This window comes from Propionivibrio soli (assembly GCF_025770765.1).
Taxonomy (GTDB): Bacteria; Pseudomonadota; Gammaproteobacteria; order Burkholderiales; family Rhodocyclaceae; genus Propionivibrio; species Propionivibrio soli.
In genome coordinates this window covers 159,659-175,006 of record NZ_JANZKY010000007.1, presented here as the reverse complement: position 1 = coordinate 175,006, position 15,348 = coordinate 159,659, and the positions used below count along the sequence as shown (strand labels likewise).

Genomic DNA, 15,348 nt, shown 5'->3' with positions numbered 1-15,348 from the left:
GATCTCTCCTAGGCGCGGCGTTTGAAGAGTTCGCGGAAAACCGGGTAGATGTCGGTCACCGTGGCGATGCGCTGCATCGCGAAGTGCTCGTGGCTACCCTGCAGCTTCTGGTACTCCTCCCAGAGGTTCTGCGGCGCGCCGTCGGTGATCTCGATGTACGCGAAGTACTGGCAGACGGGAAGCAACGCATTCTCCAGGAGTTCCCGGCAGCGCGGAGAATCGTCGTTCCAGTTGTCGCCGTCCGAGGCCTGCGCGCCGTAGATGTTCCATAGCGCGCTCGAATAGCGCTCCTGGATGATCTTCTGCATCAGCACCAATGCGCTCGATACGACCGTGCCGCCGGATTCGCGCGACGTGAAGAAATCGTCTTCGTCCACCTCGGAAGCCACGGTATGGTGGCGAATGAACACCACTTCGATATGTTCGTAGTTCCGATTCAGGAACAGGTAGAGCAACATGAAGAAGCGCTTGGCGATGTTCTTGCGCGCCTCGTCCATCGAGCCCGAAACATCGAGCAGGCAGAACATCACGGCCTGCGTGGTCGGTTGCGGGATGCGGATGCGGTTGTTGTAGCGCAGGTCGAAAGGGTCGATAAACGGCAGCGACTCGATCCTGGCGCGCAAACGCACGATCTCGCGCCGCAAGTGCTGAACTTCGACGTCATCCTCTGGGCGCGTCTTGCGCAACTCGTCGAGGTCGGCTTGCAGCTTGCGCAGCCGGATCGCATGCGGTCCGCCGAGCGCGACGCGCCGACCGGCGGCGCCACGCATCGTGCGTCCGAGATTGATATTCGCCGGCACGCCGGACTGCGTGTAACCGGCGCGCACGCGTTTGAATTGCTCGATCTGCGCCAACTGGCGCTTGACGAGATTCGGCAGCGCCAGTTCGTCGAAGAAGATGTCGAGGAATTCGTCACGCGTCAGCGTGAAGACGAAGTCATCTTCGCCTTCGCCGTCGCGACTCGCCTGCCCTCGCCCACGACCTCCACCGCCGCCTTGTGGCCGCTCGAACTGGTCGCCGGTGACGAAACGGTCGTTGCCCGGACTCACGATCTCGCGTGTACCACCCTGCCCATGGGCAAATTGCGGCTCGGCAATGTCGCGGCCGGGGATGCCGATCTTTTCGCCGTTGTCGAGATCGCGCACGCCGCGCTGGTTGATAGCGTCGGAAACCGACTTGCGAATCTGCCCCTTGAACCGCCGGATGAAGCGGCTGCGGTTCACCGAACTCTTGTTCTTGCTGTCGAACCGGCGGTCAACTATACGCACGGTCATCGTATTCTCCCTTGGTTCAAGCTCGTCGGCACCGGGATGTCATGCGCAACGCCACAACCGTGCGCGGAGAGCCCGGAGCAGACCCCGGTCTCGTTCCGGCACAACCCGGGCCGCCGTGATGTCGCACATCTCCTTGCCGCAAGCCTGCTCCTTTCGTCGCGTCGTCGTCGCGCCTTGTCCTTCGTCCGCCGACTATGACGACTTGCGCACGCGCAGATACCACTCGCACAGCAGCCGCACCTGCTTCTCGGTGTAACCCTTCGCCACCATGCGATCGACGAAATCGCGATGCTTCTTCTGCTCTTCGCCGCTCGCCTTGGCATTGAACGAGATCACCGGCAACAGCTCCTCGGTGTTCGAGAACATCTTGCGTTCGATGACCGCGCGCAGCTTTTCGTACGAGGTCCATGTCGGGTTGCGCCCACCGTTCTTCGCCCGCGCCCGCAGCACGAAGTTCACCACCTCGTTGCGGAAGTCCTTCGGATTCGATATTCCCGCAGGCTTCTCGATCTTTTCCAGCTCCTCGTTGAGCGCGTTGCGATCGAGCATCTCGCCGGTATTCGGATCGCGGAATTCCTGGTCCTGAATCCAGAAGTCGGCGTAAAGCACGTAGCGGTCGAAGATGTTCTGGCCGTACTCCGAGTAGCTCTCGAGATAGGCCGTCTGGATCTCCTTGCCGATGAACTCGGCATAACGCGGCGAGAGGTATTCCTTGATGAAGCGCAGATACCGCTCCTCGATTTCCGCCGGGAACTGCTCCTGCTCGATCTGCTGTTCGAGCACGTACATGAGGTGCACCGGATTCGCCGCCACCTCGCGGTGATCGAAGTTAAAGACCTTTGACAGGATCTTGAACGCGAACCGGGTCGATAACCCGGTCATGCCTTCGTCCACACCAGCGAAGTCGCGGTACTCCTGGTAGCTCTTGGCCTTCGGGTCGGTGTCCTTCAGGTTCTCGCCGTCGTACACCCGCATCTTGGAAAAGATGCTCGAGTTCTCCGGTTCCTTCAGACGCGAAAGCACCGAGAATTGCGCCATCATGCGCAGCGTGTCCGGTGCGCACGGGGCTTGGTCCAGCGAGGAGTTGACGAGCAACTTTTCGTAGATGTGCACTTCGTCCGACACACGCAGCGAATACGGCACCTTGACGATGTAGATCCGGTCGAGGAACGCTTCGTTGTTGCGGTTGTTCTTGAACGACAGCCATTCGGCCTCGTTCGAGTGCGCGAGGATCAACCCGTCGAACGGGATCGCGCCGAAGCCTTCCGTACCCTTGTAGTTGCCTTCCTGCGTGGCGGTCAGCAAGGGGTGCAGGACTTTGATCGGCGCCTTGAACATTTCGACGAACTCGAGCACGCCGCGGTTCGCCAGGCACAGGCCGCCGGAATACGAGTACGCGTCCGGGTCGTCCTGCGAGTAGGTCTCCAGCTTGCGGATATCGATCTTGCCCACCAGCGACGAGATGTCCTGGTTGTTCTCGTCACCCGGCTCCGTCTTGGCGACGGCGATCTGCGAAAGCACCGACGGGTAGAGTTTGACGACGCGGAACTTCGTTATGTCGCCACCATACTCGTGCAAGCGTTTCACGGCCCACGGGCTCATGATCGTGTTCAGATAACGGCGCGGAATACCGTAGTCCTCTTCCAACAGATCAGCGTCCTCCAAGGGATTGAAAAGACCGAGCGGAGATTCATGCACCGGTGATCCCTTGATCGCATAGAAGGGAACTCGCTCGATGAGGTGCTTGAGTTTCTCGGCGAGCGATGATTTTCCGCCGCCCACCGGGCCCAGCAGGTAAAGGATCTGTTTCTTTTCTTCCAGCCCCTGCGCCGCGTGTCGGAAGTACGAGACGATGTGCTCGATCACCTCTTCCATTCCGTAGAGATCGCGGAAGGCCGGGTAACGGCGCAGCATCTTGTTGGCGAAAATGCGCGAGAGGCGTTGGTCGGTGCGCGTATCCACCAGCTCCGGCTCACCAATCGCTTCCAGCATCCTTTCCGCGACGCTGGCATAACCGTTGCGATCGTGCTTGCACAGTTCCAGATACTCCTGGATCGTCATTTCCTCTTCTTGCGCCGCTTCGTAACGGCTCTGATATCGGGCAAAGATCGACATTCCCAACCTCCTTCGTGAGCGCTGCATCCCGCTTGTTAGAGCAGCGTATCGGGAAAAGGTTTGCGCCTTTCCCGGGTTTTCCGTTTCAGCTTGTAACAGGCATTCGTCGTGTTTTCGGTCCGTGAGCATGCATGCACGCCGCAAGCACCGGCCCGCCGGTACACGACCGGCAGCCGAACGCCAACCCGGCAGACATCGCCCGATAGCAAAAACACCGATTTGGGAAGAAGTGCGCTAGCGTTTCCAGTCCGTCGCCCGCCGGTGCTGCGGTTCGAGGCAAACGCGCACCGCGACGTCTGGAGGCACGCCTCCGTCGCTCATGATCTTCAGACCCGCCGACAGATTGACCAGCATGGCGGCGGCCAATCCTTTGTTCACCACGGCGTCGAGCCGGGCGTCGACGCGGTCGTGTCGGCGATCATCGTTCATGGTGTTCAATCCAAACCCGGGACACGGGAAACGCATTGCCCGGCTGGGCGACACAGCCCAGACGACGCGCTCCGTCCCGTTCGTGCACTTCGACGCCGCGTTTTTTGGCGAAGTTCCCCCTCGGGCTAGCATCTATCGTCCAAACACTGGCCGTTGAGGAGAAAGGATCCGTGACGCCGCACTGCGCGCGTCAGCGCAATTTGCCTTCTGCCACTCCTACCTCAAACCTAGTTGAATTCGGTAGGCCGCCCGCGAGGTTTGCAAACCAAATTCGCGTTGGTGGGTCAAATGCGTGCCTCATCTCATGACGAAACACAACGAAAGGAGCGACCATGAACCTCATGATGTTCCCAAGAATGCTCGTTTCGCGGCGCGAAGGCTGGGACTGGCTGACGCGCTTCCATCCGTCGGTAGCCAAAGTCTATCTGGCCTATGTGATTCCCATGTCCCTGATCCCGCCCGCCATGCTTATGTACGCGTGGCGGAATTACGGTGACGAGTTGCCTCTGCTCGACATTGGGCCCAATCAGGCGATGACCCTCGCGGCGATCTTCTTTGCCGCCGAACTTCTGATGGTGCCGATCATGGGATTCGTGTTGCAGAAGATTGGCTCGGTGGCCAACGCCGAGCCGCCGTACCATGCGGCGTTCGCTTTCGCGGCCGTCGTCCCGACGCCGCTCTGGCTGGCGCCGCTCGCCCTCGCCGTGCCGAGCCTTGCCTTCAATCTCACCGTGACGTTGCTCGCGCTCGCTGGTTCAGCGGCCTTGATATATCAGGGCGTCGACCGCACATACCGTCTACCCGATGAGGGGCATTCGCTGCTGGTCGCCGGCTCGGTGCTCGCCGCCGGTTTGGTGGCGTGGGTAACGATGATCGTCGCCGCTTTCGTGGCTTGGGGCGCCGTGCTGAGCTGAAAATCTGGCGCACGGAAAGCGTGCGCCGGAGGCTTGCTCCGAATGCCCTCCGGCGGACCGTTCGCCGGCGAGGTTGAACCTCGGCGAAAGCGACCGGTCCGACCTGGGAACGGAGGAAACGTTTTATGGGCAGCCCGACCTTCAACCTTGACGAATTCATCGGCCAGAAGTATCGCCAGGGATTCTTCACGCCACTCGAAAGCGATACCGTTCCCCACGGGCTCGACGAGAACGTCATTCGCCTGATCTCCGAAAAGAAGGGCGAGCCGGCGTTCATGCTCGACTGGCGGCTTCAAGCGTACCGGCATTGGCTGACGATGACGGAACCGAAGTGGTCGTCGGTGAAGTATCCGCCGATCGATTACCAGGCGATCTCCTACTACTCGGCGCCCAAGTCGAAAAAGGTAGGGCCACGCAGCCTGGACGAGGTCGACCCCGAACTCCTGCGCACCTACGAAAAACTCGGCGTGCCGTTGGCCGAACGCGAAATGCTGGCCGGCGTCGCCGTCGATGCGGTCTTCGACAGCGTGTCGGTAGCGACCACGTTCAAAGCAAAGCTGGCCGAACTCGGCATCATCTTCAGTTCGTTCTCTGACGCGGTGAAAGAGTACCCCGAGCTCGTGCAGAAGTACCTCGGCTCGGTCGTTCCCTACACCGACAACTACTTCGCCTGTCTCAACTCGGCGGTATTCTCGGACGGTTCGTTCTGCTATATCCCGCCCGGCGTGCGCTGCCCGATGGAACTGTCGACGTACTTCCGCATCAACGCGCGCAATACCGGGCAATTCGAACGCACGCTGATCATCGCCGACAAGGGGGCCTACGTGAGCTACCTCGAAGGCTGCACAGCGCCGATGCGCGACGAGAATCAATTGCATGCGGCCGTCGTCGAATTGATTGCGCTCGAAGATGCGCAGATCAAGTACTCGACCGTGCAGAACTGGTACCCCGGCGACAAGAACGGCAAAGGCGGCATCTACAATTTCGTCACCAAGCGCGGCGAGTGCCGCGGCGATAACGCGCGGATCTCGTGGACGCAGGTCGAGACGGGCTCAGCCATCACGTGGAAGTACCCCAGCGTCGTCCTGCGCGGGGACAACTCCATCGGCGAGTTTTACTCGGTGGCGCTCACCAACAACCATCAGCAGGCGGACACCGGAACCAAGATGATCCACCTGGGCAAGAACACGCGTAGCACGATTCTTTCCAAAGGCATTTCCGCCGGACACGGGCATAACGCCTACCGCGGACTGGTGAAGGTGGCCAAGAGCGCGGTCAACGCACGCAATTACACGCAATGCGACTCACTGTTACTCGGCGACCAATGCGCGGCGCATACCTTCCCCTATATTGAAGTGAAGAACCCGGGCGCTCAGATCGAGCACGAAGCGACAACCTCGCGCATCGGCGAGGACCAGCTTTTCTACTGCCAGAGCCGGGGGCTCTCCGCGGAGGATGCTGTGGCCATGATCGTGAACGGTTTCTGCAAGGAAGTGTTCAAGGAATTGCCGATGGAATTCGCGGTCGAGGCGCAAAAGCTTCTGGGCATCAGCCTGGAAGGGAGCGTCGGCTAATGAGGCGGCGAACCTGATCGAACACAATGGAAAGCGAATGAACACTTTGTTGGAGATACGTAACTTACACGCCGGTGTCGACGATGGCGCCGCCGTCCGTCCGATCTTGCGCGGCCTCGACCTTACCGTGCGCGCCGGTGAAGTGCATGCCGTGATGGGGCCGAACGGCTCGGGCAAAAGCACCCTGGCGTACGTGCTCGCCGGTCGCGATCGTTACACCGTGACCAGCGGCGAGATCCTTTACGACGGACACAGCCTGCTCGACATTGCCCCGGAAGAGCGCGCGCGCGCGGGCGTCTTCCTCGCCTTTCAATACCCGGTCGAAATCCCCGGCGTATCGAATATCTACCTGCTCAAGGCGGCGGTGAATGCGGCGCGCAAGCATCGCGGCGAGGAAGAACTCGACGCCATGGATTTTCTGGCCCTCGTGCGCGACAAGCTCACCACCATGGGCATGGACGAGGCGTTGTTGTACCGCCCGGTGAATCAGGGTTTTTCCGGCGGCGAGAAGAAGCGCAACGAAATCCTGCAGATGGCCCTGCTCGAACCGCGCCTGGCGATCCTCGACGAAACGGATTCGGGCCTAGACATCGATGCGCTGCGCACCGTGGCCGACGGTATTCAAGCGATGCGCCGTTCCGATCGGGGCATCGTCCTGATAACGCACTACCAGCGTCTGCTCGATTACGTCATCCCCGACCACATTCACGTATTGGCGCAGGGACGCATCGCGCTTTCGGGCGGTCCCGAACTCGCGCGCGAGCTTGAACGCCGCGGCTATGCCTGGGTGGAGAATGGCGCACCCGCCGAAAAATCGCTTCCGAGCGGAGCCGCCCCCGCCGGCCGAACGGCGACGAGTACACCCAGCGGAGAATAGCCATGCGCCTGCTGGGTGAATCACACAAATACCATCTCGACGAGTATGCGCAGCACAAATCGCAACTCCCGGGACGCCGGCTGCAGTGGCTCACGGCGCTGCGCGAGGATGCGATAAAGCGCTTCGTCGCCCTTGGCTTTCCCACACCCCGCGACGAGGGCTGGAAATACACCAACGTAGCGCCGATCGAGAAGAAACGCTTCACGCTACCGACGATACGCGCCGCCTCGGCGTTTGACGCGAGCATTGTCGCCGGGCTCGCCCTCCCCGGGACCTCGATGCTGGTGTTCGTCGACGGCCGCCACGTTCCCGAGCTTTCATCGCTTCGCCCATTGCCAGTCGGTGCCGCAGTTTCCAGCGTGGCGGCCATGCTGGAAACGCAGCCTGAGGAAGTCGAGGCGGCAATGACGCGCGCGACACCCCGAGCTTCGACGTTCACGGCCTTGAACACGGCATGGATGTCCGACGGACTTTTCGTCGCGCTGGAAGCTGGCGTCGAACTGGTCGAACCGATTCATGTCCTCTACCTGGCGACAACGCCGGACACCGCCACGCATACGCGTAACATCATCGTCGCCGGCCCCAATAGCCGGGCAGCGATCATTGAGCAGCACGCGGCCTTGACCGACGCGGCCTACTTCACCAACGTCGTCACCGATATCACGATAAAGCGTGGCGCACGCATCGAACACCACAAGGTGCAGGACGAAGGCAGGGCGGCTTTCCATATCGCCGCCGTAACCGCCGACGTGGCACGCGATGGGCATTTCGTTTCCGGCTCGCATGCGTTCGGTGGGGTGCTGGCGCGCGTGGGAATCAATGTCGCGCTCAATGGAGAAGGCGCGCAATGCACGCTCGACGGCCTGTACATGCCAAATAGCCGCCAGCACATCGATCACCATACGCGGATCGATCATAACCAGCCCCGCGGCACGAGCCGCGAGCTTTACAAAGGCGTGATGGCGGGCGCCGGCCACGGCGTTTTCAACGGCAAGATCGTCGTGCAACCGAATGCGCAGAGAAGCGATGCCGAGCAGACGAACCGCAACCTGTTGCTTTCGGATAATGCGGAGGTCGATACCCGCCCGCAACTTGAAATCTGGGCGGACGACGTCAAGTGCAGCCACGGCGCGACGGTCGGCCAACTCGACGTCGACCAGATCTTCTATCTACGGTCGCGCGGGGTGGACGACGCCTCTGCGCGCGCCCTGCTCACCTACGGCTTCGCGGCGGAAATGGCCGAACGTGTTTCTTTTGCCGCTCTACGCGACCGAATCGACGCGCTTATCCGCGCCCGCTTGCCTCAGCCGTTGGAGAAACTGGCATGAAGCGGGTACGCCGTCGCGAAACGCTGGTGCGCTTCGCTTCCTGCCTGCGGAGACATGAACCATGATTGCTTCGAACGACCGATACGACATTGCACGCATCCGGCGCGACTTCCCGATTCTCGACCGCGAGGTCCATGGCCGCCCGCTCGTCTATCTCGACAATGCGGCGACAAGCCAGAAGCCGCGGGCGGTGATCGATACCGAGCTGCGTTATTACAGGACGATGAACGCGAACATTCACCGCGGCGTGCACCTCCTCAGCCAGGAGGCCACCGACGCATACGAGGCGTCACGCGAACGAGTACGCCGCTTCCTCAACGCCGCGCGGCGCGAGGAAATTGTCTTCGTGCGCGGAGCGACCGAGGCGATCAATCTCGTTGCCGCCAGCTACGGACAACGGCTCAAGTCCGGCGATGAAGTGCTGATCACGGCCATGGAGCATCACTCCAACATCGTTCCATGGCAGCTCCTGTGCGAACGCAGCGGGGCGGTGCTACGTGTCGCGTCGATCAACGACGCGGGCGAACTTAATCTGACGTCGTTCGAGCACCTGCTCGGGCCACGCACGCGGATCGCGGCATTCACTCATATTTCGAACGCCCTCGGCACCATCAACCCGGTACGCGAACTGATCGAAATGGCACACGCCAACGGCGCTGTCGTGTTGGTCGACGGCGCGCAGGCGGCACCGCACGCGCGCGTCGATGTGCAAGCGCTCGACTGCGATTTCTACGTATTCTCCGGACACAAACTGTACGGCCCGACGGGCATCGGTGCCCTTTACGGCAAGGCGCGGCTGCTCGACGCGATGCCGCCGTGGCAAGGCGGCGGTGACATGATCCGGGAGGTGAGCTTCAACAAAAGCACCTGGAACGACCTTCCCTATAAGTTCGAGGCCGGCACACCGAACATCGCCGGCGGCGTCGCCCTCTCTGCCGCCATCGACTACGTTGAAGACATCGGGCTCGACGCCATTGCGGGCCACGAAAACGACTTGCTGATCCGCGCCAACGAGCGGGCGGCCGATTTTCCCGGCTTGCGCCCGATCGGAACCGCAAAGGACAAAGCGGGCATTTTCTCCTTCGTCCTCGACGGCGTACACCCGCACGACATCGGCACCATCCTCGATCTGGAAGGAGTCGCCGTGCGCACGGGCCATCATTGCGCCATGCCGGTGATGGGGCGTTTCGGCGTGCCGGCGACCGTGCGCGCCTCATTCGGCCTTTACAACACCCGCGACGAGGTCGACGCCCTGTTCGCCGCCCTGCGTCGTGTGAAGGAGGTTTTTGCCTGATGTCTGACCTGCGCGAGCTTTATCAGGAAGTGATCATCGATCACAGCCGTCGCCCTCGCAACCGCGGAGAACTGCCCGGTCACAACCACAGTGCCGAGGGCTTCAATCCCCTGTGCGGCGACCGCCTGACGCTGTATCTCAAGGTCGAAAACGGCATCGTGCAAGACGCGCGCTTCGATGGTGCCGGCTGCGCCATCTCCACCGCCTCCGCATCGCTGATGACCGAGGCGCTCAAAGGCAAGACCGAAGCGCAGGTCGAAGCGCTTTTCGGCGCCTTCCACGACCTCGTCACCGGCTCGGCGCCCGAGGAGTCCCCGTCGCTCGGCAAGCTGAACGTGTTCGCTGGCGTGCGCGAGTTCCCGACCCGCGTGAAGTGCGCGACGCTCGCCTGGCATACGCTGCAGGCGGCGCTACGTGACCGTGCGGAACCGGTGTCGACGGAATGAGCGTCGCGAAACAAAGCGAGACCGAAATGAACGATGAAACGACTTCCCCGACGGTTGCCGACGACAATCGCAGCCCGCTCGAAACCCGTGTGATCGCCGCATTGCGCAAGGTGTTCGACCCGGAGATCCCGGTCAACATCTACGATCTTGGTTTGGTCTACGCGCTCGATATCGACGAGGAAAAAGGAGCGGTGCACGTGCGCATGACGCTCACTGCTCCGACGTGCCCCGTCGCCCAAACCTTCCCTGACACGGTCAGCCGCGCGGTGTGGATGGTCGAGGGGGTCGAGAATGTGGAGGTCGAGCTTGTGTGGGAACCGCCCTGGTCGATGGAGATGATGGGCGAGGCGGCCCGGCTGCAACTCGGCTTGATCTAGCACTCGGCTCAGCATGCGCAACAAGAGGGAGCAATGGACGCGATGAACGATGGCGGGGAAACCCAGGAAATGAACGATGGAGACAATTGGGATGATTGGGTCGACGTGGCCGACGTGGCGAGCTTTCGCCTAGGAACGTGCCGGACGGTCGACCTGGCAGGAACGCAGGTAGCAGTCGCCAACGTCAATGGCCGCTTCTATGCCATCGAGGATATGTGCTCGCACGATGCCGAAGAGCTATCGAGCGGCGAAATCGACGGCGACCAGATCATCTGCCCTCGCCATCAGGCGCGGTTCTCTCTTGTTACCGGCGAGGCACTGACACCGCCGGCCTACGAGCCGGTGGCGACTTTTCCGGTTCGCGTCGTCGAAGGACGCGTGCAGGTTCGGGACAATCGATTCGACGAATAGCGGGAAACCGGCTTTCCAAGCACTGTCCGCTCAGTGGGCGGCCTCGAGCAAGCTGCTGCCGAAATAGAGCACGTCCTCGGGCGTCGCTTCCTGCCAAAGCACCGGTGGCGTCCATTTTTCCAACCATGCAGGGATTTCCTCGGCCGGCATCGGCCGGGCAATGCCGTAGCCCTGCGCGATATCGCAACCGCATCCGACCAGCGGCACACCGAGCGCCAAGCTCTCAACACCTTCCGCCACGACATCTCGTCCAAGACCATGCGCCATGCCGACGATGCCGTGGACGACTTCCCGCGCTTCGGCATTGCCCAGCATGTCGTGAATGAAGAAACGGTCAATCTTCACCCGTTCCACCGGCAGCTTGCGCAGATAGGTGAGCGACGAGTAGCCCGTGCCGAAGTCGTCGAGCGAGAAGCGGACGCCGAGCCGCTTGCATTCGAGGACACGCTCCGTCACCTCGTCGAGATCCTCAAGCGCCGTCGTCTCGAGGATCTCGAGTTCCAGGCCGGCCGGATCGAGCGCCGGGTAGGCGGCGAGAATGGTTTGCAGGCGCTCGGCAAAGTCTGCGCGCTGCAAATGGAGACCGAAGATGTTGACGCTGACCTCCAGGTCGATCCCCTGCTCATGCCAACGCTGCCGTTGTGCGAGCGCCTCCTGCAGCACCCATTCGCCGACCGGCATCGTAAGTTCGGTGGCCTCGATCACATGCAGGAAGCTGCCCGGGGCAAGCAAACCCTGCTCGGGATGTAGCCAGCGCATCAGCGCTTCGGCGCCCACCACTTTGCCTGTCTCCAGCGAGACCTTGGGTTGGTAGAACAGTCGGAACTCGCCGTTGGCAAGCGCCTCCACGAGCCGGGCATATTGTTGCTGATGGTCGCGATACCGACGTTCGCTCTCGGTATCGAAGAAGTGCATGCGGTTCTTGCCGTTGCGCTTCGCCTCATACATCGCGTGGTCGGCGTGGCGCAGGAGCACGTCGGGCTCGTCGGCCGCGTCAAAGGGAAAGATCGTCACCCCGATGCTGAGCGTCACGAGGGCGCGCATCCCGCCCACGTGGTATGGCTCGCTCGATGTTTGCAGCAACCGCGATACAGCATTTTCGATCGCCGCGCCGTCTTCAAGCCCGCAGAAGAGCACCACAAACTCGTCACCTCCGAGGCGCGCCACCGTGTCGATGCTGCGCGTGCAGCTCTGCAGCCGCTTGGCCACCTCGATGAGGAGTTGATCGCCGACGGCGTGACCGCGCTGGTCATTGACCGCTTTGAAACCGTCGAGGTCAAGGTAGCACACCCCCAGCACCTGACCTTCCTTGCGCCGGCACTGGGCAATGGCCCGGCGCATACGGTCAGAGAGCAAGGTGCGATTGGGCAGGCTGGTGAGGCTGTCGAAGAAGGCCATGCGCTCCAGTCGTCGCTGGCTCTCCTTCAACGGCGTGATGTCCTGGATCGTGCCGCTCATACGAATGGGAGTGCCTCGCTCGTCGAATTCGAGCTTGCCCAAGCCGCGCACCCACCGCACCTTGCCGTCCGACGGCCTCAAGATCCGGTATTGCCGGTCGAACACACCACGCTTGGCGATGACTTCATGCATAAAATAGGATCGCATCTGCGCGCGATCGTCGGCGTGAATCAGCGCCAGCCATCCGTCCACCGTCCGCGGAAATGCGCTGTCGATGCCGAACAGTTCATCGAGCTTCGCGGGCGAGGTCCACACGCCGCTCGCGATGTCGAGCGTATACGTGCCCAGCCCCCCGGCATCCTGCGCTGCCAGGAGCGCCTTGTCGCGCAGCCCTAGCTCCTCAAGTGACGCCGCCAGCCGATCGTTACTCTCCTGCAGCGATCGCGAAAATGCATTTTGGCGTTTCCAGTAGCGATGCAGAAGAAGCCCGGAAACATTGGTGACGGTGAGGAACAGCACGAGGAACGCCGATAGTCCGACAGCCAGATTCCTCCAGCCGGCGAGCGCGGCCTGCTTCGACACACCGACAAAGGTGTAGAACGCGCCCTGACTGATCGCGCGGTAACCGTAGATGCGTTCCACTTGATCAATCGCCGTGCGCGCATGATACGAGCCGACCATTCGCCCGGATTGGAGAAGACGCGTTGCTTCCGGACTCATCCGCGTGTCGCCCACGGCGATCGGAACGCCCCGGTGCATCGAGGGAAAGCGCGTGATGATGCCCATTTCCTGATCGCGCAGGCTGATCACCCCATCCGGGCCGATGTCGAACGTGGCGAGCAACTGGTAGAGATACAAAAGTGGCAAAGGAATCACCGCGATCCCGCCGAAGTTCCCGGCACTGTTCTTGAAAGCGCGAGCAAAAACGACAACTTCGTTTCCCGTCGATGAGTTGCGCAGCGGGCGTGTCATCACGAGACCCGTCAAACGCCCCGCTTTCATCGCCCTAAAGTAATCCTGATCGGCCAGCGATATACCCGGCAATGCGTCGCCGCCCTCGCTAAAAATAACTCGCCCCTCGGCGTCGGCAAGACTCCACGGTTCGGTTTCCACCAGTTGGAGGCGATGCTGTCGTACTTGGTCGCGAATCGCGTGGACGGCACCATCCTCCTCGTTCAACGGATGGTGCCCGACCTCCGAAATGAGGGTGGACAGGGAAAGATCGATCTTGCTGATCTCGTTGCTCAACGCCAACTCAATCGCCAGAGCAACACTCCGGCTGCGGGTCTCGGCCAAGCCGATATCCCGCTCGTAGAGGAGCTTTAAGGCTAAAACGGTAAGCGCCACCGCCGCGACGTTCAGCGTCACGAGCGCAGCAAACAACCATCCTCCGGCGCGCTTCCGAAGCTCCACCTAGGCCATACCCCCGTAACAAGCGATCCAGCACGCCAACCGGCATCCCATCCGACCGGCACGGACTCGTTATGACACAGTCTGGACCAAAATCCCCTCGGTGCCAAACCGGCCCGCCGAACGGTGACTGTTCCCGAAAACACGCCTGGTTGCAAGCCACCGGCTTCACCCCGGAGCAGGCCATCGAAGCAGGCCCTTTTTCGCTCTCGGCACCGGCGTAGCCGACACTTCAATGGATAACAGCCAATGATGGCGACCCCATCAGGGCCAACTGCCCCTAGACGACGTCGATCGATGGCGCCCGATCCTATCCGCCGGTCCTCGGGGGTTGTTTGACCGCAAAGAAAACGGGCTTCATCGCACATGAAGTGAAAATCCAGCATAAAGGAGTACCATGAGTCCGCCGCCACCCCTTCCCCGAGGTACCCGCATGAAAAAAGACCCAACGACGTTCGCCGTGGCTGGTTGGCAACTGAAGACGCTGCCCGAGTACGAGGCGATCCTTTTATCCTTTGCTTGCCTTCCCGATGCGACCGAAGCGCTGGAAAAGGCCGTCACCGATCGTCAGTACATTCTCGACAAACCAAGAGCGCGGGAATTGGCGCAACGGATCATCGCCATACTCGACTCTGAGGAGTAAGCGTCGCCGGAATTCCCCTTGCGATGCCCGCTGGGAAAAAACACTCCCGGCACTCATCTTCCGACGCCTTAGGCCGCAGGCTCGGTTTTTTCCCCTTTCGCGCCACTCTTTGTGGGCCCCTTAATTCCAGTCCTTCTTGTCAGGGAATCATGAAAATTGTGTCCGGCCCGGATGTTGTGCGCGTCGCTATCGGTATTGCCCAGGGTCTTGGCAACGGAACACTGCCCCCGACCAACAGGCTATGCGGTGCTTACTGGAACATTGAGGACCACTTCCTCCTTGCTTTCGAAGACGAGTTGCGAGAGCACTATCAGGAGCGATGCCGCTTTGTAGAGCGGCTCAACGCCATCATCTTGCCTGTCATTCGGTCATGGCACGAAAACCGATCCCAATCGTGGGACTACCCGGTACCGCACCCTACCCTTTCTGAGCAGCGCGCTTACCACGAGGTAGAAGATAAATGGGCCGATGATCCGTATGGCGACGCGCATCGCCGCTTATGCCTGCATATCGCCCAGGAACTCGCCTCACGGCGCGCCAAGCGGCGATGGTTCCATTGGTTTAGCCGCTGATTGCCGACGAGGATTTGCCCGGCGACGAGGGAAACCCAGCCCTGGTGCTCCAAGATCAGTGGGCTAGCACTGAATTGCCGGTTGCCAACACCAAGCAAATCGATCGAGGTACCGCCGCGTTGGCCTCATCGTGGCTAACAGGGATAGGTCGAGAGCCGCCACATCGGCACCCATGTGCGCAAGGTCGGCCTCGATGCGCACGTCTTGCACTCTTAACCTAACCCACTGATTTTCATACGCGGAATGTCCGCATTCCTTGCTGTACGCCACCAATGGCGACAGCCAA

At 61.2% G+C, this 15,348-nt stretch carries 14 protein-coding genes; 10 read left to right on the top strand and 4 right to left on the bottom strand.

Features of this window, described 5'->3' with window-relative positions:
- Positions 1 to 8: 8 nt before the first annotated feature.
- The 3 genes from NZ453_RS10135 to NZ453_RS10125 all read right to left on the bottom strand — a co-directional run bounded on the left by NZ453_RS10135 (position 9) and on the right by NZ453_RS10125 (position 3,818).
- Positions 9 to 1,274 carry a YeaH/YhbH family protein gene (locus NZ453_RS10135; protein WP_263770435.1) on the bottom strand — a complete coding sequence of 422 codons (1,266 nt, stop codon included), beginning with the start codon at positions 1,272 to 1,274 and terminating at the stop codon, positions 9 to 11.
- Positions 1,275 to 1,466: 192 nt separating this feature from the next.
- Complete coding sequence (locus tag NZ453_RS10130) at positions 1,467 to 3,389, bottom strand: PrkA family serine protein kinase (RefSeq protein ID WP_263770434.1); 1,923 nt, start codon at positions 3,387 to 3,389, stop codon at positions 1,467 to 1,469.
- Positions 3,390 to 3,623: 234 nt separating this feature from the next.
- Complete coding sequence (locus NZ453_RS10125) at positions 3,624 to 3,818, bottom strand: hypothetical protein (RefSeq protein ID WP_263770433.1); 195 nt, start codon at positions 3,816 to 3,818, stop codon at positions 3,624 to 3,626.
- A 332-nt stretch (positions 3,819 to 4,150) separates the two neighbouring features.
- Between NZ453_RS10125 and NZ453_RS10120 the strand changes: the two genes are divergently transcribed.
- The 8 genes from NZ453_RS10120 to NZ453_RS10085 all read left to right on the top strand — a co-directional run bounded on the left by NZ453_RS10120 (position 4,151) and on the right by NZ453_RS10085 (position 11,039).
- Positions 4,151 to 4,732 carry a Yip1 family protein gene (locus NZ453_RS10120; RefSeq protein WP_263770430.1) on the top strand — a complete coding sequence of 194 codons (582 nt, stop codon included), beginning with the start codon at positions 4,151 to 4,153 and terminating at the stop codon, positions 4,730 to 4,732.
- Positions 4,733 to 4,857: 125 nt separating this feature from the next.
- Entirely contained in the window at positions 4,858 to 6,306 is a 1,449-nt protein-coding gene (sufB, locus tag NZ453_RS10115; RefSeq protein WP_263770429.1) for a Fe-S cluster assembly protein SufB, read from the top strand.
- A 46-nt stretch (positions 6,307 to 6,352) separates the two neighbouring features.
- Positions 6,353 to 7,183 carry a Fe-S cluster assembly ATPase SufC gene (sufC, locus tag NZ453_RS10110; protein ID WP_338051158.1) on the top strand — a complete coding sequence of 277 codons (831 nt, stop codon included), beginning with the start codon at positions 6,353 to 6,355 and terminating at the stop codon, positions 7,181 to 7,183.
- 2 nt (positions 7,184 to 7,185) lie between these two features.
- Positions 7,186 to 8,511 carry a Fe-S cluster assembly protein SufD gene (gene sufD, locus NZ453_RS10105; protein ID WP_263770427.1) on the top strand — a complete coding sequence of 442 codons (1,326 nt, stop codon included), beginning with the start codon at positions 7,186 to 7,188 and terminating at the stop codon, positions 8,509 to 8,511.
- 61 nt (positions 8,512 to 8,572) lie between these two features.
- A complete protein-coding gene (locus NZ453_RS10100; protein WP_263770426.1) occupies positions 8,573 to 9,805 on the top strand; it encodes a cysteine desulfurase in 1,233 nt (410 codons plus the stop codon).
- Positions 9,805 to 10,251 (top strand): Fe-S cluster assembly sulfur transfer protein SufU, encoded by a 447-nt coding sequence (gene sufU / locus NZ453_RS10095; RefSeq protein ID WP_263770425.1) that lies wholly within the window; start codon positions 9,805 to 9,807, stop codon positions 10,249 to 10,251. Before NZ453_RS10100 ends, sufU begins: the two co-directional genes overlap by 1 nt.
- Positions 10,252 to 10,277: 26 nt before the next feature.
- Positions 10,278 to 10,628, top strand: coding sequence for an SUF system Fe-S cluster assembly protein (locus NZ453_RS10090; RefSeq protein ID WP_263770424.1), 351 nt, complete (start codon positions 10,278 to 10,280; stop codon positions 10,626 to 10,628).
- A gap of 33 nt (positions 10,629 to 10,661) precedes the next feature.
- Positions 10,662 to 11,039, top strand: a complete 378-nt coding sequence (locus NZ453_RS10085) for a non-heme iron oxygenase ferredoxin subunit (RefSeq protein ID WP_263770423.1) — start codon at positions 10,662 to 10,664, stop codon at positions 11,037 to 11,039.
- Between the two features lie 30 nt (positions 11,040 to 11,069).
- Here the strand turns inward: NZ453_RS10085 and NZ453_RS10080 are convergent, their stop codons facing one another.
- Positions 11,070 to 13,820: a bifunctional diguanylate cyclase/phosphodiesterase gene (locus tag NZ453_RS10080; protein ID WP_263770422.1), complete on the bottom strand. Its 2,751-nt coding sequence runs from the start codon at positions 13,818 to 13,820 to the stop codon at positions 11,070 to 11,072.
- Positions 13,821 to 14,280: 460 nt separating this feature from the next.
- Here NZ453_RS10080 and NZ453_RS10075 point away from each other — a divergent pair, with 460 nt between their 5' ends.
- Positions 14,281 to 14,490, top strand: coding sequence for a hypothetical protein (locus NZ453_RS10075; protein ID WP_263770421.1), 210 nt, complete (start codon positions 14,281 to 14,283; stop codon positions 14,488 to 14,490).
- 149 nt (positions 14,491 to 14,639) lie between these two features.
- Positions 14,640 to 15,062 carry a hypothetical protein gene (locus NZ453_RS10070; RefSeq protein ID WP_263770420.1) on the top strand — a complete coding sequence of 141 codons (423 nt, stop codon included), beginning with the start codon at positions 14,640 to 14,642 and terminating at the stop codon, positions 15,060 to 15,062.
- Positions 15,063 to 15,348 lie beyond the last annotated feature (286 nt).